Annotated in this window: 25 protein-coding genes and 1 pseudogene; 13 read left to right on the top strand and 13 right to left on the bottom strand. The window is 72.9% G+C overall.

Annotated features, from left to right (window positions below):
* Nucleotides 1-42: 42 nt before the first annotated feature.
* Entirely contained in the window at nt 43-1440 is a 1398-nt protein-coding gene (locus ACSU6L_RS20520) for an alpha,alpha-trehalose-phosphate synthase (UDP-forming) (RefSeq protein WP_437058797.1), read from the top strand.
* On the opposite strand, the gene otsB is transcribed toward ACSU6L_RS20520, so the two are convergent.
* The 3 genes from otsB to ACSU6L_RS20505 form a co-directional block, all read right to left on the bottom strand.
* Nucleotides 1428-2273: a trehalose-phosphatase gene (gene otsB / locus ACSU6L_RS20515; protein ID WP_437058795.1), complete on the bottom strand. Its 846-nt coding sequence runs from the start codon at nt 2271-2273 to the stop codon at nt 1428-1430. The genes ACSU6L_RS20520 and otsB overlap by 13 nt on opposite strands.
* A gap of 47 nt (nt 2274-2320) precedes the next feature.
* Nucleotides 2321-2563, bottom strand: a complete 243-nt coding sequence (locus tag ACSU6L_RS20510) for a DUF3263 domain-containing protein (RefSeq protein ID WP_073941646.1) — start codon at nt 2561-2563, stop codon at nt 2321-2323.
* A gap of 70 nt (nt 2564-2633) precedes the next feature.
* Entirely contained in the window at nt 2634-3875 is a 1242-nt protein-coding gene (locus tag ACSU6L_RS20505) for an extracellular solute-binding protein (RefSeq protein ID WP_437058793.1), read from the bottom strand.
* A 147-nt stretch (nt 3876-4022) separates the two neighbouring features.
* On the opposite strand from ACSU6L_RS20505, the gene ACSU6L_RS20500 reads away from it, so the two are divergent.
* The 3 genes from ACSU6L_RS20500 (at nt 4023) to ACSU6L_RS20490 (ending at nt 7274) form a co-directional block, all read left to right on the top strand.
* Nucleotides 4023-4967 (top strand): ROK family protein, encoded by a 945-nt coding sequence (locus ACSU6L_RS20500; protein WP_437058791.1) that lies wholly within the window; start codon nt 4023-4025, stop codon nt 4965-4967.
* A gap of 104 nt (nt 4968-5071) precedes the next feature.
* Complete coding sequence (nagA, locus tag ACSU6L_RS20495; protein WP_437064981.1) at nt 5072-6202, top strand: N-acetylglucosamine-6-phosphate deacetylase; 1131 nt, start codon at nt 5072-5074, stop codon at nt 6200-6202.
* Between the two features lie 142 nt (nt 6203-6344).
* Nucleotides 6345-7274, top strand: coding sequence for a 1-phosphofructokinase family hexose kinase (locus ACSU6L_RS20490; RefSeq protein WP_437058789.1), 930 nt, complete (start codon nt 6345-6347; stop codon nt 7272-7274).
* Between the two features lie 15 nt (nt 7275-7289).
* Here ACSU6L_RS20490 and ACSU6L_RS20485 read toward each other — a convergent pair whose 3' ends face one another.
* Together ACSU6L_RS20485 and cdgB are read right to left on the bottom strand one after the other, a co-directional pair.
* Nucleotides 7290-8225, bottom strand: a complete 936-nt coding sequence (locus tag ACSU6L_RS20485; RefSeq protein WP_437058787.1) for a CBM35 domain-containing protein — start codon at nt 8223-8225, stop codon at nt 7290-7292.
* 119 nt (nt 8226-8344) lie between these two features.
* Nucleotides 8345-10000 (bottom strand): diguanylate cyclase CdgB, encoded by a 1656-nt coding sequence (gene cdgB / locus ACSU6L_RS20480; protein ID WP_437058785.1) that lies wholly within the window; start codon nt 9998-10000, stop codon nt 8345-8347.
* Nucleotides 10001-10307: 307 nt separating this feature from the next.
* Between cdgB and ACSU6L_RS20475 the strand changes: the two genes are divergently transcribed.
* A complete protein-coding gene (locus ACSU6L_RS20475) occupies nt 10308-10901 on the top strand; it encodes a flavin reductase family protein (protein ID WP_437064979.1) in 594 nt (197 codons plus the stop codon).
* A gap of 73 nt (nt 10902-10974) precedes the next feature.
* Entirely contained in the window at nt 10975-11430 is a 456-nt protein-coding gene (locus ACSU6L_RS20470; RefSeq protein ID WP_437058783.1) for a GNAT family N-acetyltransferase, read from the top strand.
* Here the strand turns inward: ACSU6L_RS20470 and ACSU6L_RS20465 are convergent.
* Both ACSU6L_RS20465 and arfB read right to left on the bottom strand, forming a co-directional pair.
* Nucleotides 11321-12259, bottom strand: a complete 939-nt coding sequence (locus ACSU6L_RS20465; RefSeq protein ID WP_437058781.1) for a sigma-70 family RNA polymerase sigma factor — start codon at nt 12257-12259, stop codon at nt 11321-11323. The two genes, ACSU6L_RS20470 and ACSU6L_RS20465, sit on opposite strands and share 110 nt — an antisense overlap.
* Nucleotides 12260-12347: 88 nt before the next feature.
* Nucleotides 12348-12785 carry an alternative ribosome rescue aminoacyl-tRNA hydrolase ArfB gene (gene arfB / locus ACSU6L_RS20460; protein ID WP_073941653.1) on the bottom strand — a complete coding sequence of 146 codons (438 nt, stop codon included), beginning with the start codon at nt 12783-12785 and terminating at the stop codon, nt 12348-12350.
* A gap of 160 nt (nt 12786-12945) precedes the next feature.
* Between arfB and ACSU6L_RS20455 the strand changes: the two genes are divergently transcribed.
* Complete coding sequence (locus ACSU6L_RS20455; protein WP_073941654.1) at nt 12946-13521, top strand: TerD family protein; 576 nt, start codon at nt 12946-12948, stop codon at nt 13519-13521.
* 64 nt (nt 13522-13585) lie between these two features.
* Here ACSU6L_RS20455 and ACSU6L_RS20450 read toward each other — a convergent pair whose 3' ends face one another.
* Nucleotides 13586-14086: a hypothetical protein gene (locus ACSU6L_RS20450; protein ID WP_437058778.1), complete on the bottom strand. Its 501-nt coding sequence runs from the start codon at nt 14084-14086 to the stop codon at nt 13586-13588.
* Nucleotides 14087-14303: 217 nt separating this feature from the next.
* Here ACSU6L_RS20450 and ACSU6L_RS20445 point away from each other — a divergent pair, with 217 nt between their 5' ends.
* Entirely contained in the window at nt 14304-15701 is a 1398-nt protein-coding gene (locus tag ACSU6L_RS20445) for a M1 family metallopeptidase (RefSeq protein WP_437058776.1), read from the top strand.
* A 7-nt stretch (nt 15702-15708) separates the two neighbouring features.
* Here ACSU6L_RS20445 and ACSU6L_RS20440 read toward each other — a convergent pair.
* Both ACSU6L_RS20440 and ACSU6L_RS20435 read right to left on the bottom strand, forming a co-directional pair.
* A pseudogene (locus tag ACSU6L_RS20440) lies at nt 15709-16597 on the bottom strand (GNAT family N-acetyltransferase).
* Between the two features lie 80 nt (nt 16598-16677).
* Nucleotides 16678-17340, bottom strand: coding sequence for a pentapeptide repeat-containing protein (locus ACSU6L_RS20435; protein WP_437058774.1), 663 nt, complete (start codon nt 17338-17340; stop codon nt 16678-16680).
* A 201-nt stretch (nt 17341-17541) separates the two neighbouring features.
* Here ACSU6L_RS20435 and ACSU6L_RS20430 point away from each other — a divergent pair, with 201 nt between their 5' ends.
* From ACSU6L_RS20430 to ACSU6L_RS20420, 3 genes are all read left to right on the top strand, one after another.
* On the top strand, nt 17542-18711 hold the full coding sequence (locus ACSU6L_RS20430) for an FAD-dependent oxidoreductase (protein WP_437058772.1): 1170 nt from the start codon (nt 17542-17544) through the stop codon (nt 18709-18711).
* A 49-nt stretch (nt 18712-18760) separates the two neighbouring features.
* Nucleotides 18761-19741 (top strand): zinc-binding dehydrogenase, encoded by a 981-nt coding sequence (locus tag ACSU6L_RS20425; RefSeq protein ID WP_437058770.1) that lies wholly within the window; start codon nt 18761-18763, stop codon nt 19739-19741.
* A gap of 181 nt (nt 19742-19922) precedes the next feature.
* Nucleotides 19923-21410, top strand: coding sequence for an MFS transporter (locus tag ACSU6L_RS20420; RefSeq protein ID WP_437064977.1), 1488 nt, complete (start codon nt 19923-19925; stop codon nt 21408-21410).
* Nucleotides 21411-21497: 87 nt separating this feature from the next.
* Here the strand turns inward: ACSU6L_RS20420 and ACSU6L_RS20415 are convergent, their stop codons facing one another.
* Nucleotides 21498-22895, bottom strand: a complete 1398-nt coding sequence (locus ACSU6L_RS20415) for an NAD(P)/FAD-dependent oxidoreductase (RefSeq protein WP_437058768.1) — start codon at nt 22893-22895, stop codon at nt 21498-21500.
* 119 nt (nt 22896-23014) lie between these two features.
* Between ACSU6L_RS20415 and ACSU6L_RS20410 the strand changes: the two genes are divergently transcribed.
* On the top strand, nt 23015-23908 hold the full coding sequence (locus ACSU6L_RS20410) for an aminoglycoside phosphotransferase family protein (RefSeq protein ID WP_437064976.1): 894 nt from the start codon (nt 23015-23017) through the stop codon (nt 23906-23908).
* A 183-nt stretch (nt 23909-24091) separates the two neighbouring features.
* Here ACSU6L_RS20410 and ACSU6L_RS20405 read toward each other — a convergent pair whose 3' ends face one another.
* Nucleotides 24092-24292, bottom strand: a complete 201-nt coding sequence (locus ACSU6L_RS20405; protein ID WP_437058767.1) for a dehydrogenase — start codon at nt 24290-24292, stop codon at nt 24092-24094.
* Between the two features lie 20 nt (nt 24293-24312).
* Nucleotides 24313-25068: a GntR family transcriptional regulator gene (locus ACSU6L_RS20400; protein ID WP_437058765.1), complete on the bottom strand. Its 756-nt coding sequence runs from the start codon at nt 25066-25068 to the stop codon at nt 24313-24315.
* Nucleotides 25069-25147: 79 nt separating this feature from the next.
* On the opposite strand from ACSU6L_RS20400, the gene ACSU6L_RS20395 reads away from it, so the two are divergent.
* The gene (locus ACSU6L_RS20395) at nt 25148-25426 is read left to right on the top strand and encodes a hypothetical protein (protein WP_437058763.1); all 279 of its coding nucleotides are present in this window, start codon (nt 25148-25150) and stop codon (nt 25424-25426) included.
* Nucleotides 25427-25713: the final 287 nt, after the last annotated feature.

The raw sequence follows: 25713 nt of genomic DNA, 5'->3' as shown, positions 1-25713 counted from the left end.
CCGTACGTTTGAGCGGTTGGGGGGCGGGCTAGGTTGAGGGCTATGGCTTCAACGTACGGTGCGGCGCAGGTACTGGTGGCCTCCAATCGCGGGCCGGTCTCGTACGAGGTGCGCGACGACGGCTCGCTGCACGCCCGGCGGGGCGGCGGCGGGCTGGTGTCGGGCCTGTCGGCGATCGGGCCGGACGCGGGCGCCCTGTGGGTGTGCTCGGCGCTCGGCGACGGCGACCGCGAGGCGGTGCGCCGCGGGGTCGGCGAGGACGGCGTGCGGATGCTGGACATCCCGGCGGACGTGCACGCGGACGCGTACAACGGGATCGCGAACTCGGTGCTGTGGTTCGTGCACCACATGCTGTACCAGACCCCGTTCGAACCTGTTTTCGATGAGGAGTTCCGGCGCCAGTGGGCGTCGTACGAGGCGTACAACCGGGCGTTCGCCGAGGCGCTCGCCGAGGAGGCCGCCGAGGGCGCCGCGGTGATCGTGCAGGACTACCACCTGGTGCTGGTCCCGGGCATGCTGCGCGAGCTGCGCCCGGATCTGCTGATCGGCCACTTCTCGCACACCCCGTGGGCGCCCCCGGAGTACTTCCGGATGCTGCCGGACGACATCGGCCGGGAGGTGCTGCGGGGCATGCTCGGAGCGGACCGGTTGGGCTTCCTCACCCGGCGCTGGGCGGACGCGTTCACCGCGTGCTGCGAGGCGTTCGCCGGGGGGCTCGGCGACACCCGGATCGGGGTGCACGGGCTCGGCGCGGACGCCGACTTCCTGCGCCGGCGCTCGCACGAGGCGGACGTCGAGGAGCGGATGGCGGCGCTGCGGGCGGAGATCGGCGAGGGCCGCCGGGCGATCGTCCGGGTGGACCGCACGGAGCTGTCGAAGAACATCGTGCGCGGCCTGCTGGCCTACCGGCGGCTGCTGGCCGGCCGCCCCGAGTGGCGCGAGCGGGTCGTGCACGTCGCGTTCGCCTACCCCTCCCGGCAGGATCTCGCCGTCTACCGCGACTACACGGCGGAGGTCCGGCGGCTGGCGGAGGAGATCAACTCCGAGTACGGCACGCCGGGCTGGAACCCGGTCGTCCTGCACGTGAAGGACGACTTCGCGCGTTCCCTGGCCGCCTACCGGCTGGCCGACGTGGCCCTGGTCAACCCCATCCGGGACGGCATGAACCTGGTCGCCAAGGAGGTGCCGGTGGTGTCGGACGAGGGCTGCGCGCTGGTGCTGTCGCGGGAGGCGGGCGCGTACGAGGAGATGGGCGAGGACGCGGTCGTGGTCAACCCGTACGACATCGAGGGCACGGCGGACGCCCTGCACCGGGCGCTCACCATGCCCTCCGGCGAGCGGACCGAGCGGACCAAGCGGCTCGCCGCGGCGGCGACCGCGCTGCCGCCGGCCCAGTGGTTCCTGGGCCAGCTGACCGCGCTGACCGGTCAGAGCAGCTGAGCCGCCAGCGCCCGCAGCAGCCGTACGACGCCTTCGGGGCCGTCGACCACCAGGTCCGCCCGCCGGCGCAGCTCGGTCACCTCGTCGCTGCCGCTGCACACGAGGAGGCCGGGGGTGCCGTCGGCGCGGAGCTTGTCGACGGCCGCGTAGGCGGGCAGGTCGCCGAGGTCGTCACCGGCGTAGAGCACCGATTCGGCGCGGATCTCGCGGAAGTACCGCTCCAGCGCCAGGCCCTTGTCCATGCCGGGCGGGCGCAGTTCGAGGACCATGCGGCCGGGTTCGACGATCAGTCCGTTGCGGCCGGCGAGGTCGGTGAGGGGCGCGCGCAGCGCCTCGAACGCGCCCTGCGGGTCGGCGGCGCGGCGGGTGTGCACGGCGACGGCGTGCCCCTTGTCCTCGATCCAGGCGCCCTCGACCGCCGTGAGGAGCTGCGGCAGCGCGGCGCGGGCCGCGGCGACGCCGGGGTGCGGGTCGGGGGTGGTGACCTCGCCGGTGGCGGCGTCCCAGCGTTCGGCGCCGTAGTGGCCGAGGACGACCAGGTGGTCCAGGCCGGGGGCGCCGGCGAAGCCGCCGTGGCGGACGGCGACCTCGGCCGGGCGTCCGGTGATCACGGCGACGGCGGCCACCTTGGGGGCGAGCTCGGTCAGCGCGGGCACCGCGCCGGGGTGCGCGCGGGCCTGCTCGGGGTCGGCGACGATCGGGGCGAGGGTGCCGTCGAAGTCGAGCGCGATCACCGCGTCGCGTGGCCGGGCGAGAAGCGCGTCGAGCCCGTCGCATCCCTGCGGAGTCACGGGTTCGGGGAGGTCCGTCGAATGTGTGTCGGGGCTGCCCATACGGCGAACCTATCCCCGCAGGGCCGCCCCGAACCGTGAACCGGGCCTCACCGCTCCGCGCGTCTGCGCTCCCGCACCCTCCTGAGCCGGTTCACCGTGACCGGGTCGTGCTCCAGTGCCCTCGGGTCGTCGAGCAGGGCGTTGAGCAGTTGGTAGTAGCGGACCGGGGCGAGGCCCAGCTCCTCCCGGATGGCCCGCTCCTTCGCACCGGGGCCGGGAAAGCCCCGGCGCTCCAGCGCGAGGATGTCCTGCTCCCGCCGCTCCAGCGGCTGACGTTCCGTACCGGCCATACGGGAAACGCTAGCCGCCGCCACTGACAGCGGCCCGGGGCCGAGCCCGGCATGATCGGCGAGACACCCCCTAGTTCGCGGCCGCCGCGCCCTCTGCCGTGAGGGCGGCCGACTCCAGCTTGCCGAGGACGGCGGACGGGCTGCCGCCCGGGGCGACCGCCTGGCCGATGCGCTTCTTGACCTGGGCGCTGACGTCGGCCCAGGACGTCTTGCCCACGGGGTACAGCTCGGCGAGCGGGAGTTCCTTCAGGAACGGCTGGAGCTCGCTGTCCTCCTCGGCGGCGCTCATGACGTCGGAGGCGGAGTTGGTGACCGGCAGCAGGTCGTACTCGCGGGAGAAGGCAAGCACGTTCTCGTCGCTGTAGACGAAGTCGAGGAACTCGCCGATCTCCTTCTGGTGGCCGTTCTGCTTGAACGCCAGCATCCAGTCGGCGACGCCCATGGTCGCGTCGGACTCGCCGTCGACGCCGGGCATCGGCACCATGCCGTACTTCACGCCCTTCTTCTCGGCCATCTTCATCAGCGAGGGGTGGCCGTTGAGCATGCCGACCTGGCCGTCGGCGAACGCGGCGAAGGCGTCGGCACGGTTCAGCTTGCCCGGCGCGACCGGGCCGGTGAGGTCCTTGCCGACGAGTTCGTCGCGCAGCCAGGTGAAGGTCCCGACGTTCTCCGCGGAGTCGATGCCGTAGCCGCCGGAGGTGTCGGTGTAGCCGCCGCCTCCGCTGAGCAGCCACTGCATGGTCTCGGCCTGCGCCTCCTCCGGGCCGAGGGGCAGCGCGTACGGGTACTTCACGCCCTCGGCCTTCAGCGCCCCGGCGGCGGCGGCCAGCTCGTCCCAGCTGGTGGGCGGCGTGACGCCGGCCTTCTGGAAGAGGGTCTTGTTGTAGAAGAGCAGCCGGGTGGAGGCCGCGAACGGCATGCCGTACTGCGCGCCGTCGATCTGGCCGGCGGTGGCCAGCTGGGCGGCGAAGTCGGCCTGGACCGGGATGGAGAGCAGTTCGTCGGCCGGGTAGAGCAGGCCGTCGGCGGCGTAGTCGGCGTACGCGCCGATCTGCGCCATGTCGGGCGCGTCGCCGGCCTCGACCATCTCCTTGACCTTGCGGTCGACGTCGTTCCAGGAGTAGACGTCGACCTCCACGCGCACGCCGGGGTGGTCGGACTCGTACTCCTCGACCAGCTTCGCCCAGTACTTCTCGGAGCTGTTGGACGCGCTGTCACCGTAGTCGGCGGCGACCAGCCGCAGGGTGACGTCGTCGGAGCCGCCGGTGATCCCGCAGCCGCCGAGCACCGCCGTCATGCCCAGTGCGGACATCACCGCGATGATTCCTGCCTTGCGCCGCTGCACTGCTGCCCCAACCCCTGTTCCGCTGTGATCCGGTGTAGTCCGTATTCCGGAATAAGGTCTACACCACGTGAGTGGACTAGACCTCTTCCGGGTCCTCGGGCCACACTGTCCCCCGTGAGACACGTCATCGCCCTCGATGTGGGCGGCACCGGGATGAAGGCCGCCCTGGTCGGGGCGGACGGCGCACTCCTGCACCAGGCGCGCCGGGCCACCGGGCGGGAGCGCGGGCCCGAGGCGGTCGTCGAGTCCATCCTCGACTTCGCCGCCGAGCTGCACGCGCATGGCGCCCGGCACCTCGGCACGCCCGCCTCCGCCGCCGGAATCGCCGTCCCCGGCATCGTCGACGAGCCGCGCGGCATCGCCGCCTACGCGGCCAACCTCGGCTGGCGCGACGTCCCGCTGCGCGCCCTGCTCTCCGACCGGCTGTCCGGCATCCCCGTCACCCTCGGCCACGACGTCCGCACCGGCGGCCTCGCCGAGGGCCGCGTCGGCGCCGGACGGGGCACCGACCGCTTCCTCTTCGTCCCCCTCGGCACCGGCATCGCCGGCGCCATCGGCATCGACGACCGCGTGGAGGCGGGCGCGCACGGCTTCGCGGGCGAGATCGGCCACATCGTCGTACGGCCCGGCGGCACCCCCTGCCCGTGCGGTCAGCGGGGCTGCCTGGAGCGGTACGCCTCGGCCTCGGCGGTCAGCCAGGCCTGGGCGGCGGCGACCGGCGACCCGGACGCGGACGCGGCGGACTGCGCCAAGGCCGTCATGTCCGGCGACCCGAACGCCGTCCGAGTCTGGCAGGACGCCGTGGACGCCCTCGCCGACGGCCTGGTCACCGCCCTCACCCTGCTGGACCCCCGCACGATCGTCATCGGTGGCGGCCTCGCGGAGGCGGGGGAAACCTTGTTCACACCGCTGCGGGACGCCGTCCGGCAGCGGGTCACCTTCCAGAAGCTGCCGTCCGTCGTCCCAGCGGCGCTAGGGGACACGGCGGGCTGCCTGGGCGCGGGTCTCCTCGCCTGGGATCTCCTCAACCACACGGACCGTACGGAGGAACCGACGTGACGGCTACGCCGCCAGGGGCGCGGGACAGCATCGATCAGCGGCTCCGCCGCGGGGCGCGACCAGCCACCAACGCGCCGCACCCCGCGACGGACGGGACCCCCCTGATCCTCACCGGAGCCGACGTCGTCCTCCCCACCGGGACCGTCAAGGGCGGTCGGATCACAGTCGACGGCACCCGCATCGCCGCCACCGCCCCGGAGAACTCCCGCGTCGTCGACGTCACCGGTCACTGGCTGGTCCCCGGCTTCGTCGACATCCACAACCACGGCGGCGGCGGAGCCTCCTTCACCTCGGGCACCGTCGACGACGTGCTCACCGGCATCCGCACCCACCGGACGCACGGCACCACCACCCTCGTCGCCTCCACCGTCACCGGCGACATGCACTTCCTCGCCCAGCGCGCCGGCCTGCTCTCCGAACTGGCCGAGCAGGGCGACATCGCCGGCATCCACTTCGAGGGCCCGTTCATCTCCCCCTGCCGCAAGGGCGCACACTCCGAGGCGCTGCTGCGCGACCCGGACCCGGCGGAGGTGCGCAAGCTGATCGACGCGGCGCGCGGCCACGCCACGATGGTCACCCTCGCCACCGAACTGCCGGGCGGCATCGACTCCGTACGGCTGCTCGGCGAGCACGGCGTGATCGCGGCGATCGGCCACACGGACGCGACGTACGAGCAGACCGTCGAGGCCATCGACGCGGGCGCCACCGTCGCCACCCACCTGTTCAACGCGATGCCGGCGCTCGGCCACCGCGCGCCCGGCCCGATCGCGGCCCTGCTGGAGGACGAGCGGGTCACCGTCGAGCTGATCAACGACGGCACTCATCTGCACCCGGCCGCCCTGGAGCTGGCGTTCCATCACGCGGGCCCGGATCGGGTCGCGTTCATCACCGACGCGATGGACGCGGCCGGCTTCGGCGACGGCCGGTACATGCTCGGCCCGCTGGAGGTCGAGGTCGCGGACGGCGTGGCGCGGCTGGTGGAGGGCGGCTCGATCGCGGGCTCCACCCTCACCCTGGACCGCGCCTTCAAGCGGGCGGTGACGATCGACCGGCTGTCCGTGGAGGACACGGTGGCCGCCCTGTCCGCCAACCCGGCCCGGCTGCTCGGCCTCGACGACCGGGTCGGCTCCCTGGAGCCCGGCAAGGACGCCGACCTGGTGCTGCTGGACGCCGACTTCGACCTCAAGGGCGTGATGCGCCGGGGTGAATGGGTGGTCGATCCCCAACTGGGGTGATCCGTCCACGAGTCGACGGGACGGTGGCCGGTCCGAGGGCTGGGCCGACCGCCGTCTCTTTGGCATGATCGAGCCTCCGGAAGGCGTCTCGGCGCCCCGGAACGTCTCGACAAGCACATGCACCCGGGGGAGGCCGGCCCAGGTGATCCTCACGGTCACGCTGAACACCGCTCTCGACATCACGTATCGCGTCCGGTCCCTGCGGCCCCACTCCTCGCACCGGATCACCGATGTCACCGAGCGCCCCGGCGGCAAGGGCGTCAACGTGGCCCGCGTCCTCGCGGCTCTCGGCCACGAGGTGACGGTCACCGGGTTCGTGGGCGGCGGCACCGGGCGCGCGGTGCAGGACGGGCTCACCGCCCTGCCCGGCGTGACGGACGCACTCGTCCCGGTCGACGGCGTCACCCGGCGCACGGTGGCCGTCGTCGACGAGCGGACCGGCGACACCACGCAGTTCAACGAGCCGGGCCCGGTCGTCACCCGCGCCGAGTGGTCCGCCTTCCAGGAGGCCTACGAGCATCTGCTGGCGTCCGCCGACGCGGTGGCCCTGTGCGGCAGCCTCCCGCCGGGCGTCCCCGTGGGCGCCTACGCGGGCCTCGTCCGCACCGCCCGCGCGGCCGGCGTCCCGGTGCTCCTCGACACCAGCGGTGAGCCGCTGCGCCGCGCCGTCGCCGCCCGCCCCGACCTGGTCAAGCCGAACGCGGACGAGCTGGCCGAGCTGACCGGCGCCCATGAGCCGCTGCGCGCCACGCAGGACGCGTGCCGGCGCGGGGCGCGGGCCGTGGTGGCCTCCCTGGGCCGGGAGGGACTGCTCGCGGTGACCCCGGAGGGCCACTGGCGGGCCGCCCCGCCCGCCCGGATGCACGGCAACCCGACGGGCGCGGGCGACTCGGCGGTCGCGGGCCTGCTGTCGGGGCTCGTGGAGCGGCTGCCGTGGCCGGAGCGGCTGGCCCGCGCGACCGCCCTGTCGGCGGCGACGGTCCTCACCCCGGTCGCCGGGGAGTTCGACCGCCGCGCCTACGAGGAACTGCTGGCACGGGTGGCGGTGACGACGGAGGTCACCGCCGCCTGACCGGCCGGCCGGCTCCTACTCGACCCAGCCCTTGGCCAGCCACAGCTGGTCGAGGTTGGCGTCGCACTGGTTGCCCTGCTCACAGGAGATCTTGATGGTGTTGGAGCCCTTGTTGAGCTGGATGTAGTTGTACGTCCGCGTCCAGCCCTTCTCGTAGTCGCCCTCCGCGGCCTTCGCCCAGTTCTTCATGTCGACGGGCGTCGAGGCGGGGGTGCCGTTGACCGTGAGGGTGGCGTTGGCGTCCTTGCCGGGCACCCCGTAGCCGACGTACAGGGTGTATTTGCCGGTCTCCGGGATGCCGTTGACGTTCCAGGTGAGCGAGGCGCCGACGGCGTTGAAGCCGGTCACGTAGAAGCCGCCGTCCGCCTTGGCGCCCTTGATGTCGGAGGCGGTGCTCGCGCCGCCTCCGAGCAGCACCGTCTTGGCGTCGGTGGCCGGCAGGTCCTCCTCGCTCGCCGCGCTGCTGCTCTTCGACGGGGTGGGCTCGCCGCTCTCGGTGACGGTCGGCGTGGGCGAGGCGTCGCCGCCCGCGCTGTCGTCCTCGCCGTCGCTGTTGACCATGGCGATGCCGATGCCGATGACGACGGCCGCGACGACGGCGATCGCACCGATCAGCAGGCCCTTGGTGTTGGGCCCGCGGCGCCCGCCGCCACCGCCGGCGCCGGGCAGCGGCTGCTGGGTGGTGGCCGCGCTGCCGGGGTACGTCTCGGGCGCGGCGTAGTGCGCGTTGGGACGGCCGGGCGCCCCCTGCTGCGGGGCCACGCCCTGCCCGTACGTGGCGTGCTGCTGGCCGTACGGGCGCTCGCCGACGGTACGCACTCTGCTCACCGAGTTGGGGTAGCCGTAGCCGCCGGACGGCGGCTGGGCGCCGTTGGCCTGACCGTCGGCGTAGAGGTAACCGAACGGGTCGTCGTCCTCGGGCGTGCTCGCGCCGTTGTTGCCGGGCGTCATCCCTCGTACTCCTCAAGCAGGTGCGGAACGGTTGCGATGCGGTGGTGAGAGGGCGAGCCTACCCGCTCTCTCTGCCCCAAACGGGTGACCGGGATCGCATCACTTCGCTGACCTGCGGTTCATCCGGCACGGCGGTGCTGTTTGGGACGAGATCGTTTCTCGACGTACATCCGTTCGTCCGCTGACTTGAGCACTTCGTCCGCGGTCATCCCGCAGTGCGCCCAGCCGATGCCGAAGCTGGCGCCGACCCGGACGGCCCGGCCCTCGGCCCGGATCGGCTGGATGATCTCGTTGCGCAGCCGCACGGCGAGGTCCTGGGCGTCGGCGCGGCCGAGGCCGTCGGCGAGGATCACGAACTCGTCGCCGCCGAGCCGGGCGACGGTGTCGCCGTCGCGGACGCCGTTGCTGAGCCGGCGGGCGACCTCGATGAGGACGGCGTCGCCCGCGTTGTGCCCGAACCGGTCGTTGATCGACTTGAAGCCGTCGAGGTCGCAGAAGAGCACCGCGAGGCCCTTGGTGCCGTCGTCGTGGGCGCCCTCGGGGGCGACGGTGTGCACATGGTGGTCGTAGACGTCGACGTCGTAGCCGTCGCCGGGCGGGAAGTCGAAGGCGTGGCCGCCGGGGTCGTAGCCGGGGTGGCCGTAGGCGGCGTCGTGCGAGTCGTGGCGGCCGGCCTCGGGGCGCCGGCAGAGGCGGGCGGAGAGCCGGGAGCGCAGCTCGGCGGAGTTCGGCAGCCCGGTGAGCGAGTCGTGGGAGGCGCGGTGGGCGAGCTGGAGTTCGCGGCGCTTGCGTTCCTCGATGTCCTCGACGTGGGTGAGGAGGAAGCGGGGGCCGTCGGCGGCGTCGGCGACGACGGAGTTGCGCAGCGACACCCAGACGTAGCTGCCGTCGCGGCGGCCGAGGCGCAGCTCGGCGCGTCCGCCCTCGGCGGAGGTGCGCAGCAGGGTGCCTATGTCCTCGGGGTGGACGAGGTCGGAGAAGGAGTAGCGGCGCATCGCGGAGGCGGGGCGGCCGAGCAGGCGGCACAGGGCGTCGTTGGTGCGCAGGATGCGTCCGTGCTGGTCGCCGCCCATCTCGGCGATGGCCATGCCGGAGGGCGCGTACTCGAAGGCCTGCCGGAAGCTCTCCTCGCTGGCCCGCAGCGCCTGCTGCTCGCGTTCCAGGCGGACCAGGGCGCGCTGCATGTTCGCGCGCAGGCGCGCGTTGCTGATCGCGATGGCGGCCTGGAAGGCGTACATCTGCAGGGCCTCGCGGCCCCAGGCGCCGGGGCGCCGGCCGTTGCGCGGGCGGTCCACGGAGAGGACGCCGATGAGTTCGCCGGAGGCGGGGCCGCCCTGGGCGCCGGGCGCGTACATCGGCGCGAAGAGGCGGTCGGAGGGGTGCCACTCGTCCTCGAAGCGGGGGGCGGGGCCCTCGGTGTACCACTGCGGGACGTCGTCGTCGTCGAGGATCCAGCCCTCGGTGTGGGGTATGAAGATCAGGTCGCCCCACTGCTCGCCCATGTTCAGGCGGCGTTCCCAGGACTCGCGGGAGCCGACCCGGCCGGTGATCAGGGCCTCGGCGGCGGGGTTGCCGGAGAACGCGGCGACGACGAGGTCGCCGTCGGCGCGGACCAGGTTCACGCACGCCAGCTCGTACCCGAGGGCGGTGACGACGCCGTTCGCGACGGTCTGCAGTGTGTCGGCCAGGCTGCGTGCGGTGTTCATGTCCGCCATGACCTGGTGCAGCTGTCGCAGGGACGCAAGACGGACATACGGCTCCGACTCGGTCTCCATGCTCGCCCTCCCCCCGAGACCTCGCAGCGAATCAAGGGATGTCTTCGGCGCCTTTTCCGGATGGTGCCCTTGTATCTTGCCGCCACTGAATCACAGCGCGCTGCCCACTCGGTACACAGGGTCAACAATTAATGCCCCTTGTGACTCAAGTCACAGTAGAACGTGAACAATTGAGTGGGGTTTCTGCGTTTCTCCCGTGTGTTTACCGAACACACAGTTTGCGCTTGTCCGTCTCAAGCCCTAGGACCCGCTTCGGGCCGAGGTCCGATGCGGCCCGCGCACACCGGAGACTAGCGTTCCGGACGTGCTGAAGAATCCCCCCTCCGCCCCGACCGCCCCCGCAGTGCCCGCCCAGCCCTCCCCCGCCGGGCATCCTGAGGGGGTGAGCAACGACGAGTTCCGGGCCGCCATGTCCCGGCTGGCCTCCGGAGTGGTCCTGGTGACCGCGGTCGAGCCGCCGCTGGACCCCGACGACCCCACGGCGCCGGGCGGCGAGGACGTCGGCATGACCGCGACCGCCTTCATGTCCGTCTCCCTCGACCCGCCGCTGGTCCTGGTCAGCCTGCGTGAGGGCTCCCGCATGGACGACCTGCTCGCCGAGCAGCCGCTGTGGGCCGTGTCCGTGCTCGCCGAGAGCCAGCGGCAGATCGCCGGCCGGTTCGCCATGAAGGGCCGGGTCAGCGACCGCCTCCTCTTCGCCGACCTCCCCCACCGGCGCGGCGAGGCCTCCGGCGCGCCCCTGGTGGGCGGCGCGCTGGCCACCCTGGAGTGCCGCACCGAGCAGCGGGTGACCGCCGGCGACCACACGCTGGTGATCGGCCGGGTGCTCACCGCGGACGTGCCGGGCGTGGACGGCGGCCCGCTGGCGTACTTCCGCGGCCGGTACCGGCAGCTCGGCTGAATCGGAAATTCCCGCACCGTCACACGCCGGAAATTCCCCGGCCGGACGTGATCGTTCCCCGTACGGTGCCCGGGTGATCCAGCTCGAAGAGATAACCCCCCGCAATTTCGGCGCCGCCACCGGCATCCGCGTCCGCCCCGACCAGGAACACGCCGTATCCCCGGTGATGCAGTCCCTCGCCGAGGCGTACGTCCACCCCGACGGAGTCGCCTGGCCCCGCCTGATCACCGACGGGGGCCGCCCGGTCGGCTTCCTGATGGCCTTCCTCGACATCGACCGGCACGAGGACGGCAGCGTCCTGCGCTCCGGCCTGTGGCGGCTGAACATCGCCGCCGGGGAACAGGGCAAGGGCTACGGCCGGTTCGCCGTCGAGTCCGTGGCCGCCGAGATCCGCCGCCGCGGCGGCAAGGAGCTGTACGTCACCTGGCACCCCGGCCCGGACGGCCCCGAGGGGTTCTACCTGGGCCTCGGGTTCCGTACGACCGGGGAGACGAGCGGCGGACAGACGGTCGGCGTGCTGGACCTCTAGGGGGTGTCTCGTCGATCAGGCCGGGCTCGGTGAAGAACTCGATGACGGCGATCCGGTCCCGTACGACCGTGAAGGCCGGCGCCCGCGCCGGCCGCCCCCCGGAGTCCCGTACGACCACCCCGGGGCGCCCGCCGACCAGCACGGTCTCCGTGAGGCGGGCCAGGCGGGCGAAGCTCGCGGCGCCCCGGGCCACCGTCACCGCGCCCGCGCTCACCCCCGTCTCCGAGCGGGCGACCTCCGGGTCGAGCACCCTCAGCGGCCCGTCGGAATCACCGTCCCGCGCGGCGGCGAGGAACGCCTCCACGACTTCCCGCTCGCGCCGCGGATCCCCGTCCGGCGCCGGTGCGCCCCGCACCCGGCGCCGCGCCCGGCCGGCGAGCTGACGCGCGACCGCCGGCGTACGGTCCACGATCGCGGCGATCTCCTCGTACGGGACGGCGAACAGGTCGTGCAGCACGAACGCCAGCCGCTCGGCGGGCGTCAGGGCCTCCAGCACGACGAGCAGGGCGACGCCGGAATCCGCGAGCAACGCGTCCTGCTCCGGCCCGGCGACCGGCACGCTCTCCCGGCCGGACTCCAGCGGCTGCTCCCTGCGGGACGTGCGCGCACGCAGCATGTCCAGGCAGACCCGGCCGACGACCGTGGTCAGCCGGCCGCCGAGGTTGTCGATGTCCCGCGCACTCGACCGGCTGAGCCGGAACCACCCCTCCTGCACGGCGTCGTCCGCCTCCGCGAACGAGCCGGGCACACGGTGCGCGACGGCACGCAGCCGCGGCCGGTGCGCCTCGAAGCGCTCGGCGAGAAGGTCGGCGTCGGGGGTCTCGGTCACGGGGTCACGGCCTCTCGTCGCGGTCGGGGTCCACCGGTACGACGGATCGCGGCGCACGCGTGTGACAGCGGGAGGCGGCAGAGCGGACCTACGTCCAGTTCTGCCGGGACCGGCCGCGCTTGGTCTCGGCGCGCTGCTTCTTCTCGCGCAGCCGGCGTTCGTTGATCCCGCGCGGGATGCGGGTCGGCTTGCGGGGCTTGGGCGGTGGCGCGGTCGCCTCGGCGAGGAGGGCGGCGAGGCGTACGGCGGCGGTCTCGCGGTTGCGCCACTGGGACCGGTGCTCGGAGGCGCGTACGACGACCACCCCGTCCACCAGCCGGCCGGCCAGCCGCTCCAGCGCCCGCCGCTTCCACACCTCCGGCAGTGCCTCGGTCCGCGCGAGGTCGAAGCGCAGCTCGACCTGGGAGTCGCTGGTGTTGACGTGCTGCCCGCCGGGCCCGGACGACCGGGAGAAACGCCACATCAGCTCGGCCTCGGGGAGCGAGACGGAGCCGCGGATGACGTGGGAACCGGACATGCGGTCCATGTTCCCGCCCGTGTCCGGTCCACGTCACCCGAATAACGCAGGTAAAGAAAGTAAAGAGCCTGGAACCTCGCGTACCCCCCGCGACGTTCAAGGGGGTAGCTGTAGCTTTCTTGCCGTACGAACTCTTGCCGTACGCGAACGAGGGAAGGGACTCCCAACAATGGCTGTAAGCCTGTCCAAGGGTGGCAACGTCTCGCTCACCAAGGAGGCTCCGGGCCTGACCGCCGTCACCGTGGGCCTCGGCTGGGACGTCCGGACCACCACCGGCACCGACTTCGACCTCGACGCCTCGGCGATCGCGGTCAACACGCAGGGCAAGGTCTACTCGGACGCCCACTTCGTGTTCTTCAACAACAAGCAGACCCCGGACCAGACGATCGTCCACACGGGCGACAACCGCACCGGTGAGGGCGCGGGCGACGACGAGGCGATCAACGTCAACCTGGCGGGCCTCCCGGCCGACGTCGACAAGATCGTCTTCCCGGTCTCCATCTACGACGCGGAGTCCCGCTCGCAGAACTTCGGCCAGGTCCGCAACGCCTACATCCGCATCGTCAACCAGGCCGGCGGCACCGAGATCGCCCGCTACGACCTGTCGGAGGACGCGGCCACGGAGACGGCCATGGTCTTCGGCGAGCTGTACCGCAACGGCGCCGAGTGGAAGTTCCGCGCCGTCGGCCAGGGCTACGCCTCGGGCCTGGCGGGCATCGCCCAGGACTTCGGCGTGAACGTCTGACGCCGGTTCGGCACCGGGCCCCTCGGCTTCGCGCCGGGGGGCCTCCCCTTACCGGGCCCCGCTCTCACTTCACCCGGGGGAAGCGGGCCTGGAGCGTCCAGATCGCCGGGTTCTCCGCCAGGTCCTCGTGCAGATCGCACAGGTCGGCGATCAGATCGTGCAGGAAGTCGCGGGCCTCGCGGCGCAGATCGGCGTGGGAGAAGGTCAGCGGCGGCTCCTCGGCCGGCATCCAGTCGGCCTCGATGTCCACCCAGCCGAAACGGCGTTCGAAGAGCATGCGGTCGGTGGACTCGGTGAAGTCGAGTTCCGCGTGCTGGGGGCGGGAGGCGCGGGAGCCCGCCGGGTCACGGTCCAGCCGCTCCACGATGTCGCACAGCGCCCACGCGAAGTCGAGCACCGGCACCCATCCCCAGGCTGTGGACAACTCCCGGTCGGTCTCGGTGTCGGCGAGGTAGACGTCCCCGCAGAACAGGTCGTACCGCAGGGCGTGGACGTCCGCGCGCCGGTAGTCCGTCTGCGGCGGGTCCGGGAAGCGGTTGGAGAGGGCGTAGCCGATGTCGAGCACGTAGGCGATGGTGTCATGGCGCCGGGGCGTGTCCGTGGGGCGTGCTCGTGGGCCGGGCTCGTGGGCCGGGCTCGTGGGCCGGGCTCGTGGGCCGGGCTCGCGGGCCGGGCTCGTGGGCCGGGCTCGCGGGCCGGGCTCGCGGGCCGGGCTCGCGGGCCGGTTCCCGGTGCCGGTTCGTGGGCCGTTGATCGCGGAGGCCCCGCCATAGGATCGAGATGTGTCCCGCTGCGCGCCCGCCGTCCCCGCCGCCGTGTCCGCGTCCCTCGCACTCGCCCTCACCGCCTGCGGCGGCGGAGTCGAGGGCATGCCCGGCGGCTCCGGCGTGCGCGACCCGTACTTCCCGAAGGCGGGCAACGGCGGCTACGACGTCACCCACTACGCCCTCACCCTCGGCTACACCCCCGACAGCCGGCTCACGGGCCGCGCGGTCGTCACGGCCCGCGCCACCCAGGACCTCTCCGCCTTCAACCTCGACCTCGACGGCCTGGACGTCCGCTCCGTCACCGTCGACGGCACCACCGCCCGCTGGAACCACACCGGCCAGGAACTGACCGTCCGCCCGGTCGACGACGTCGAGAAGGGCACCGTGTTCCGCGTCGCCGTCCGCTACTCCGGCACGCCGGTCACCGTCACCGACCCCGACGGCTCCGAGGAGGGCTGGCTGCGCACCCCCGGCGGCGCGCTCGCGCTCGGCCAGCCAGTCGGCTCGATGGCCTGGTTCCCCGGCAACCACCACCCCTCCGACAAGGCGTCCTACGACCTCACGGTGACCGTGCCGAAGGGCCTCGCGGCCGTCTCCAACGGCGAGCCGGCGGGCGAGCGCACCGAGGGCGGCCGGACGACGTACACCTGGCGCACCGCCGAGCCGATGTCCAGCCACGTCGCCACGCTGGTGATCGGCCGCTACGAGATCCGGCACGGCCGGACCCCGGACGGCATGCCCGTCCACAGCGCCGTGGACCCCGCCCAGGCGGAACCGAGCCGCCCCGTGCTGGCCCGCCTCCCCGAGGTCCTGGCGTGGGCCGAGGACGCCTTCGGCCCGTACCCGTTCTCCTCCGCCGGCGCGATCGTCGTCGCCCCCGACGCCGCCGGGTACGCCCTGGAGACCCAGAACCGCCCGGTCTTTCCCGGCGCCCCCGACGTCCCGCTCCTCGTCCACGAACTGGCCCACCAGTGGTACGGCAACTCGGTCACCCCGGAGAGCTGGCGGGACATGTGGCTCAACGAGGGCTTCGCGACGTACGCGGAGTGGCTGTGGGAGGAGGAGCACGGCGGGAACAGCGCGGAGCGGACCTTCGACGCCCTCCTCGACCACGGCGAGGACCTCTACCCCGACCTGTGGGCCTTCCCCCCGGCCCGCCCCGACGACGCCGCGCACGTCTCCGGCAGCCCCGTCTACCAGCGGGGCGCCATGGTCCTGCACAGGATCCGGCAGCTCCTCGGCGACGACGACGCCTTCCGCCGCCTGCTGCGCGACTGGGCCGCCGAGCACCGGCACGGCAACGCGAGCACCGAGGACTTCACCGCGTACGTCGAACAGCGGGCACCGAGGAAGGACTTCACCGGCGTGTGGGAGGACTGGCTGTACGGCGACGGGCACCCGGGCCGGCCCTGAGCGCGCGTCAGCGCGCCTCCCACTCGTCCAGCAGCCGCGCCAGCTCCGGCGGCCACACCGGCTCCGCCTCCGCGGCCAGTTCCGGGCGCGTCCACCAGCGCCAGGTGAGGATGCCACTGTGCGTGAAGCCGTGTTCCCACGTGCACAGCAGGGGGCCCGGCTCCAGGTCCTCCCAGCCGGTCTCCTCGCGCAGTTCCCGCAGAGCACCCTCGCGCGGCCCCTCTCCGGGCTCCAGGCCGCCGCCGGGCAGCGCCATGGGGTCCCCCTGGTCGAGCGGGGCCGAGAGCTCAGGGGAGGACGCCGACCTCCACGTTGTCGTACCGGAAGTGCAGCACCGCGCCCTCCGGGTCCACCACCGCGACCCGGGCCGCCCGGCGCGGGACGCGCAGCGACTTGCACAGCACCGCGCAGGGACGGTCGAGCGCGCGATCGCGGCGGTGCGCGACGATCTCGTAGCCGAGGGCGGTCCAGAAGGCCAGGGCCCTGGGGTTGTTGTCGAGGACGGCGAGGCGTACGGCGGTACGGCCGGCGGCGCGGAAGCGGTCCTCGACGAGCCCGGCGAACCGGCGGCCGACGCCCTGCCGGTGCACGGCCGGGTCCACCATCAGCAGGCCGATCCACGGATCGGGGTCCGCCGGGTCGGGGTGCCGCGCGAGCGTGATCGCCATGCCGACCAGCCGCCCCCGGCTCCGCGCCAGCAGCACCTCCGTGTCCGGGTTCGCCAGCTCCTGCGCCAGCGCCGCCGCCACCTGCTCCGGCCGGATGTCGTCCGGGTCCGGGAAGTCACCGCTGAGCGCCTGGAACTCCCGGTTCGCGGCGTACAGCGCGGTCAGCTCCGCGAGCACGGGGGCGGGCACGGCGTGGTCGGGCGCGGTCTTGAGGACGTCGAGGATCACCCGGGCAACCTACTCCGCGCCACCGGCCGGCGCCGCGCAGATCGGCCCGGACGCCGGGCAAGCCCTCATGGCTTGCCGTCTCACACCACCCGCACCCCCAGCGCCGACGCGAACACCGGGGCCAGGTCCAGGAGTTGTCCGGAGCTGATGACCGCGCCGGACAGCCGGTCCAGGCCGCCGGTGATCTCCAGGGGCTCCGCGCCTCGCAGGTCCACGTCCTTGAGGGTGGCCGCGGTGAAGTCGGCGCTCTTCAGGGCGCAGTCCACGAACTCCACGCGCTCCAGCCGGGCGCCGCCGAAGTCGGGTTCGACCAGCACGCAGTTCTCGAAGACGACGTCTCTGAGGCGGGCCTTGCGCAGGTTGAGGTAGTCGAGCTTGCCGCCGCGGACCAGCACGCGCTCCAGCACGGCCCCGTGCAACTGGGTTCCGCCCAGGCGCGGTTCGGTCACCTCGACGTCCCGCAGGGCCGCCTCGGCCAGGTCGGTGCCCACGCCCTGGACGCCGGTGAGGACCGAGTCGAGGATCCTGGCCTTCCGCAGCCGGGTCTCGGTCACCGTGCAGGACGCCAGGGCGCAGTCCATGAAGCGGGCGCCGCCGCCGTCCAGAGCGGTCAGGTCGGCCCCGCGGAACTCCTGGCCGTCGTAGTCCCCGTCGGGTTCGAGGCCGCCGTCGTACGGCCGAAGGGGCGGCAGCCGCAGCTCCGGTCGTCGCGCCGGTGGTGGGTCGGTCCGGTTCCGTGCCATGCCCCCATGCTGCACCCCGCCACTGACAATCGCCCTGACCTGCGACGACTCCCCCCGATGTCACATTCCGCACCCGTCGATCGGTCGTACCCGGAGAAGGGCGACGCCACCGCAAGCGACGAAGAACCCAGGCAACGCCGGAACCCAAGCAACGAGAAACCAAGCGACGAGAAACCCAAGCGCGAGAAGGAGATCCAGCCCATGCAGCGCATCACCGTCATCGGCGGCGGTTTCGCCGGGCTCACCGCGGCGATCACCGCCGCCGAAGCGGGCGCCAAGGTCACCGTGTACGAGGCGCACCACACCCTCGGCGGACGGGCCCGGACCGCGGAGGGGCCGTACCGCACGAACGAGGGCCCGCACGCGCTCTACAACGGCGGCCCCCACTGGACCTGGCTCCGGCAGCGGAACCTGATCGGACCCCTGGCCCCCCTCCCGCCGCTCGAAGCCGCCCGGCTGCGGCTGCGGTACCAGGGAGTGCTGCGCCGCACCCCGCCGTTCGCCATGCTCAAGCTGCTGCGCCGCGGCGCGCGGCAGGCCCCGGTGGACGTCGACTTCCTGTCCTGGGCGACCGAGCAGGCCGGCGAGGAGGGCGCCCGCGCGGCCGCCCACTACTCCGCCGTCGCGCTCTTCCACCACGACCCGGGCTCCCTGTCGGCGGCGTTCGTGCAGGAGCGGCTGCGCCGGGCGACCAAGCTGCCGCCGGAGGCGCACTATCCGCGCGGCGGCTGGGCCAGCGTCATCGACCGGATGGCCGGCCGGGCGTGGAACCTCGGCGTGCGGATCGAGACGCTGTCCCGCGTGGACAGCGTGCCCACCGACACGCCCGTCGTCGTCGCCACGTCCCTGGACGCGGCCCGCCGCCTGCTCCGGGACGACTCGCTGACCTGGCCGAGCGGCCGTACGGCCCTGATCGACCTGGCCGTGCGCACCCGGCGCGGCGACGCGTTCGCCGTCTCCGACCTGGACGCGCCCGGCTGGATCGAACGGTTCACCGCACAGGACCGCACGCTCGCCCCGGCCGGCGAGCAGTTGATCCAGGGGCAGATCCCGATCGGCCCGGACGAGTCCCGCGCGGACGGCGTCGCGCGTGCCGAGCAGCTGCTGGACCTGGCGTTCGACGGCTGGCGCGATCGCGTCACGTGGCGGCGCGAGGCGCTCGCGAACGGCCGTACGGGGGCGGTCGACCTGCCCGGCACGACCTGGCGGGACCGCCCGGCCGTTGCGCGCGGCGACGGCGTGTTCCTGGCGGGCGACCAGGTGGCCGCGCCCGGGGTGCTGTCGGAGGTGTCCTTCACCAGCGCGCTGACCGCGGTGTCGCTGGCGCTCGGCCGGCACGGATCACGGCCGCTTGACCTCAAGCACGCTTGAGGTCGGAGGGTTGGGTTCGTCGGAAGCCACACGTCTCCGGGGGGAACCCATGCGCGCCATCCGCCTCCACTCCTTCGGCCCCGCCGAGAACCTGACCCACGAGGAGGTTCCGGACCCCGTGCCCGGCCCCGGCCAGGTCCGCGTCGCCGTCGCCGCCGCCGGTGTCCATCTGCTCGACACCGCGATCCGCGAGGGCATGCGGGGCCCGCTGCCCGAGCTGCCCGCCCTGCCCACCGTGCCCGGCCGTGAGGTCGCGGGTGTCGTCGACGCGCTCGGCGAGGGCGTCGACGGGGGCTGGCTCGGCAAGCGGGTCGTGGCGCACCTCGGGTTCGCGCCGGGCGGCTACGCCGAGCTGGCCGTCACCGATGCCGAGCGGGTCCACGAGGTCCCGGACGGGCTGGACTTCGCGCAGGCCGTCGCCATGATCGGCACGGGGCGTACGACGATGGGGATCGTGCAGTTCGCCGAGCCCGGCCCGGACGACGTGGTCGTGATCCCGGCCGCGGCGGGCGGTATCGGCACCCTGCTGGTGCAGTACGCGAAGAACGCCGGGGCCACAGTCGTGGGCCTGGCCGGCGGGCCCGAGAAGGCCGCCCGGGTCCAGGCGAACGGCGCCGACCTCGCCGTCGACTACAAGGATCCGAGCTGGCCGGAGAAGGCGCGCGCCTGGCTGGGCGGCCGGACGGCCACGATCGTCTTCGACGGGGTCGGCGGGGACGCGGCCCGCGAGTCCGTCGCCCTGCTCGGGCCGGGCGGCCGGCACATCGTCTTCGGCTGGTCCGGCGAAGGGCTGCACGACGGGTCGGCGTACCTGGTCGAAGGGGTCTCCGAGCAGGTCCTCGGACCGGTGATGATGCGCAAGGCCGGCGGCCCGAACCCGGTGCGCACGCTGGAGCTGCGCGCCCTCGCCGAGGCCGCCGCGGGGCGGCTCGTCCCCGCGGTGCAGCGGTTCCCGCTCGCCGAGGCGGCCGCCGCTCACCGGGCGCTGGAGAACCGGGGAACGACCGGCAAGGTGGTCCTGGAGCCCTAGGGGACGTCTCGCCGATCATGCCGGGCTCGCGGCGCCTGGCACCGCTCCCTGATCCGGCCTGATCGACGAGACACCCTCTAGCCAGGAGGCGCCTTTCGGATCAACCCGGCGTGCGGTTGATCACTGTTCGTGGTGTTCTGACCGGGTGAGCGTCCCCCAAGGTGATCCGACCTCCCCCGCCATGCCCGCCACGGCCGCTCCCCCGGGCGCCGATCCCCGCCGCTGGTGGGGTCTGGTGGTCATCGCGCTCGCCCAGCTGATGGTCGTCCTGGACACGACCATCGTGAACATCGCCCTGCCCTCCGCCCAGCACGACCTGGGCATGACCGACGGCAACCGGCAGTGGGTGATCACCGCCTACACCATCGCGTTCGGCGGGCTGCTGCTGCTCGGCGGCCGGATCGCCGACCTGGTCGGCCGCAGACGCACCTTCGTCATCGGGCTGGTCGGCTTCGCCACCGCCTCCGCGCTGGGCGGCGCGGCCACCACCCCGGGTGTGCTGTTCGGCGCCCGCGCCCTCCAGGGCGCGTTCGCCGCCGTGCTCGCCCCGTCCGCGCTCAGCCTGCTCACGACGACCTTCACCGACCCCAGGGAACGCGGGAAGGCCTTCGGCGCCAACGCCGCCCTCGCGGGCAGCGGAGCGGCCCTCGGGTTCGTCCTCGGCGGGCTGCTCACCGAGTTCCTGGGGTGGCGCTGGTGCCTGTTCGTCAACGTGCCCATCGCGATCGCCGCGGTCATCGGCGCGTACGCCCTGCTGCGCGACGGCCCCGGCCACGCGGAGTCCCGGCTCGACGTGCCCGGCGTGCTGCTCGGCTGCGGCGGGCTGGTCACCATCGTCTACGGTCTGAGCGAGGCCCAGCCGAGGGGCTGGGCGGACGCCAGGGTGCTCGGCCTGCTCATCGGCGGCGTGGCCCTGCTCGCCGTGTTCGTGTGGTGGCAGAGCAAGGCCCGTACGCCCCTGCTGCCGCTGCACATCGTGAGGAACCGCAACCGCGCGGGCTGCTTCCTGACCCTTGGGCTGGCCGTGATCGGCATGTTCGGCATGTTCCTGTTCATGACGTACTACTTCCAGGTCGTCCTGGAGTACTCCGCCGTCATGACCGGCCTGGCCTTCCTGCCGCTCACCGGTTCGATCGTCATCGGCTCCAGCCAGATCTCGGCCCGGCTGCTCCCGCACGTCGCCCCGCGCATGCTCCTCGCCCCCGGCATGTTCCTGGCCACGGTCGGGATGCTGCTCCTCACCCGGCTGACGGTGGACTCCTCGTACGCCGCCGACGTCCTGCCCGCGCTGATGCTGACAGGCGTCGGCATGGGCCTCACCTACACGCCGGTGTTCGCCACCTCGACCGCCGGGGTCGCCCCCCGCGACGCCGGCGTCACCTCCGCCACCCTCAACGCCTCGCAGCAGGTCGGCGCCTCCCTCGGGGTCGCCCTGCTCAACACCGTCGCCACCACCAGCGCCGGCACGTACATCGCCGCCCACCTGACCGACCCGGCCCAGCGGGACCTGATCACCAGACAGGGCCTCGTCCACGGCTACACGGTCGCCATCTGGTGCGCCGCCGGCATCATGCTCCTCGCCGGCGTGGCCGCGGCCCTGATGGTCACCGGCAAACCGGCAAGGCCCGGCGCCCCGGAGAAGCCGGCGGTACCGGAGTACGCGACCTGACCGGCCGCCGGACCGGCCATCGTCCCGGCTGCCGCGCCCCCGAACCGGCCACCGCCCCGGCCGCCAGGCCCGCTCCCGGCCGCACCCTCAGTGCCGTCCCGCCACCCGGTCCGCCCACCGGGCCAGCCGTGACGAGCCGGCGCTGTGGGTCAGTGTCTCGCGCCGGTCCGCCGTGCGGTACGTGGCGTACATGCCGTGCACGCCCAGCCAGCGCAGCGGCTCCGGCTCCCACCGGCGCACCTTGTGCCCGACCCAGGGCAGCTCGGTCAGCTCGGTGCGCCCGGCCTGACCGGAGTCCTGCTGGACCAGGTCGCGCAGGGTGCGCCCGGCGAGATTGGCGGTGGCGACGCCGGAACCGACGTAGCCGCCCGCCCAGCCGAGGCCCGTCGAACGGTCCAGGGTGACGGTCGCGCACCAGTCGCGCGGCACCCCCAGCACACCCGACCAGGCGTGCTCGATCCGCAACCCGGCCAGCGCCGGGAAGAAGCCGGTGAGGATCTCGCGCAGCGCCTCGACGGTCTCCGCCCGGGTGCGGCCGTCGTTGTCGGTGCGCGAGCCGAAACGGTACGGCACGCCCCGCCCGCCGAGCGCGATCCGGCCGTCGGCGGTGCGCTGGGCGTACATGTACGCGTGCGCCATGTCGCCCAGCGTCTCGCGGCCGTCCCAGCCGATCGCCGCCCACTGCGCGTCGGTCAGCGGCTCGGTCACGACCATCGACGAGTTCATGGGCAGCCAGGTGCGCTTCTGGCCCTTCAGGGAGGCGGTGAAGCCCTCGGTGCAGCGCAGCACGTACGGCGCGCGGACGGTGCCGTACGGCGTCACCGCGTGCTTCGGCCGGATCTCCGTCACCGGCGTCGACTCGTGGATCACCACGCCGAGCGCCTCCACGGCCGCCGCGAGGCCCTTGACCAGCTTCACCGGGTGCACCCGCGCCCCGTGCGGCGTCCACGTCGACCCGACCGCGTCCGCGACCCGGATCCGCCGGGCCGTCTCCACCGCGTCGTACAGCTCCCGGTCCTTCTCCCCGAAGGCCAGCTCCGCCTCGTGGAACGCCTTCAGCCGGGCGAGCTGCGCCGGCGTCCGGGCGACCTCCAGCACCCCGCCCTTGTACAGGTCCGCGTCGACGCCCTCGGCCTCCGCGACCCGGATCACCTCGTCGACGGTGTCGTTCATGGCCCGCTGGAGGCGTACGGCGGCCTCCCGGCCGTGCAGCTTCGCGTACCGGTCGCGGCCCGCGATGCCGTTGTACAGCCAGCCGCCGTTGCGCCCGGAGGCCCCGTAGCCGCAGAACTTCTGCTCCAGGACGACGATCCGCAGGAAGGGCGCCGCCTTCTTCAGGTAGTACGCGGTCCACAGCCCCGTGTACCCGCCGCCGACGATCACGACGTCGGCCGACACGTCACCGTCCAGCGGCCTCCGCACCTGCGGGAAACCGTCGGCCGCGTACCAGTAGGAGACTCCGCCGTTCACGACACCGCTGCTCATGGCCCTGGACGTTAACCCGCGCGGAGGGCCGGTGTCTCCTTCGGATTCCGTGCAATCCGCGCCTCCTGCCGGGGGCACGTAATTCGGGTGAGGGCCCGCGCAACGCGCGCGTAGGGTCGATTCCCGTGATTCACGTCCCGGAGGAACTCGCCGCGTCCCAGGAGAAGTTCAACGGCGACGAGGGCCGTGCCTTCATCGCCCGGCTGCCGGAGCTGGCCACCGCGTTCCTGGACCGCTGGGAACTGCGGCTGGACGGCCCGTCGATGTACGGCTGGTGCGCGCTGGTCCTGCCGGTGCTCCGCGCGGACGGCACCCCGGCCGTGCTCAAGCTCCAGCTCCTGGACGAGGAGAGCGAGGGCGAACCGGTCGCGCTGCGCGCCTGGGCCGGCGACGGGGCGGTACGGCTCCTCGACCACGACCCCGACACCTGCACGATGCTCCTGGAGCGCCTGGACCCGGCCCGGATGCTCTCCCACGTCCCCGACAGCCGCACGGCCGTGCTGGTCGTCGCCCGGCTGCTCGCCCATCTCACCGCGCTCCCCGCCCCACCGGAACTGCGCCGCCTCGGCGACATCGCGCACGCCATGCTGGAGCAGACGCCGTGGGCGCTGGAACGCGTCCCCGATCCGGCGGCGCGCCGCCTGATCGCCGACTGCGCGGCGGCCGTCCGCGAGGTCGTCGACGAACCCGGCGACCGCCTCCTGCACTGGGACCTTCACTACGAGAACGTGCTGGCCGCCGACCGCGCGGACTGGCTCGCCATCGACCCCAAGCCGCTCGCCGGCGACCCCGGCTTCGACCTGCTCCCCGCGATCGACAACCGCTTCGACCCGGACGAGGTCCGCTGGCGCTTCGACGCGATGACGGACGTCCTCGCCCTGGACCGCTCCCGGGCCCGCGCCTGGACCCTCGGCCGGGTCCTGCAGAACTGCCTGTGGGAGATCGAGGACGGCCGCCCGGTGGAGGAGGAGCAACTGGAGATCGCCCGGCGACTGCGAGAGGCCCGGGGCTGAACCACAGCCACCGGGCCTCAGGACCTGTCCTCACCGGAGCCCCCTGTCGGATTCGAACCGACGACCTTCGCTTTACAAGTTCGATCTACGCCCGCCCCTGGCGCCGTCGTCGGCTGGTCCGACGGCCGTCCAGGGGTGCAGTCGTATGCCGCCGTCCGGCCTCGTTGATGTCAGCGTTGGATGTCAGCAGAACAGCTCCGGAACTGGGCAGACCTCCAATGCCTCCGCCGGCCGGTCCGCCCACTGCCACCAGGTGTGCCGATCGGCGCATCGCCAGAGGGACCGGCACACCCGCCGGCCGTCGTCGTCACGCTTGGACAGCAGGAGGCCGCCGGACTTCAGGGGCTGGCTGCAGTTGGGACAGAGCTGGGCGTCGTCGGCCATACGGCGAACTCTAGGCCGGGCTAGCGGTTGATCGGAATCTCGTAGACGATCTCGCAGTGAGCCGTGGGCACCACGATGTCCGCCGTTTCGACGGGCCGACCATCGTCGCTGTAGTACGTCCGCCGGATGTGTGTGACCAGTGCGGCCTTCTGGATGCCGAGCAACGACGCCTCATCGGCAGTCGCCTGCCTGGGCTCCGGCTGCTCCACGGCGTGGCTGACCGTGATGCCGATCGCGGCCATGCGGTTCACGACACCGGCTCCCGCGTGCGGGCCTCCCTCGGGGAGAACGACGAGAGTGCCGCCGGTGAGGTCGTACGGCTCCCAACTCGTCGACAACTGCACGGGCCTGCCGTCCGCCAGGAATTCGTACGTCGTCCGCACACACAGATCGCCCTCGTGGATCCCGAGTCGTGCCGCGATGTCTGCGGGGGCTGGCACCTTGGCGTCCGTCCGGCTTTCCCAGTCGCCTTGTCTGCCCACGGCCTTCATATCGGCTCGAAAGGGCGAACCGTTTGGCTGCTCGCGCGCTGATGACCGCACCACTCGCACTCGCTGACGGGGCTCGGCGACGTAGGTACCCGACCCGGCGCGCCCCTCCAGGACGCCTTGCGAGATCAGCAGTTCCTGCGCCCTGCGCACCACGTTCTCGCCGACGCCGCACTCCTGGCCAATCTGGGCGCGGGAGGGCAGGCGGTCTCCCGGCTCCCACACGTGCTCCGCGATCCGCCGCCGGAGTTCGTCGGCGATGCGGAGATAGGGCGGCTGCTCAGGCATATGGAAAATCTAGTCCACTAGCTCTAATCTAGTTAACTAGCTTTACTCAAAGTGAGCGCTGGATGACGGAGGCTGCCCTGTGCCCGCTTCGGGAGTTAGCGCGGCGGCCCTCGCCGCCCGGCTGTCCGCCCTCGGACTTCCCACGCGAGTGGAGGAACACCCCCGGCACACGTCGGTGGAAGCGGAGGTGCCGGACGCGCTCGCCGCCGAGTCATGGCGGGAGGTCCTGGACGTGGTGGCTGAGGCCGACCGATTCGGGCTCCTCGCCACCAGCTTGAACGGCCGCACCTTATGGGCGGTCGTACGCAAAGCGGTCCCCACGACGGGCGATGTCGGGGGACCGAGCCATCAGCGATAGGAGCTGAACAGCGTGCTCAACCGTATCCGCCGCGCCTTCCCCTTCACCAGGGCGCGGAACTCCCCAAGAGGCAGGCACCGCCGGCCGTTAGTGCCCGCCTTTCCTCCTCTGCCTCTTCCCGTCTCTCGTAGGTCCGATGACACGTCGGCCCCCGTCTTGGGTCGTACAGCCGACAACGCGGCATCTCACCGAAACCTGCTCAGAGGAGAGGACGCGGCCCTGGTCCGCCCGTACGTCCTGGCGATGGAAGGACGCGTCCGGACACGTGCAATGGTCATCGCCCCTCA

The sequence above is a fragment of the Streptomyces sp. enrichment culture genome (assembly GCF_964272855.1).
GTDB lineage: Bacteria > Actinomycetota > Actinomycetes > Streptomycetales > Streptomycetaceae > Streptomyces.
The sequence above is the reverse complement of the archived record's forward strand: the minus strand, read 5'-3'. Positions and strand labels throughout refer to the sequence as shown.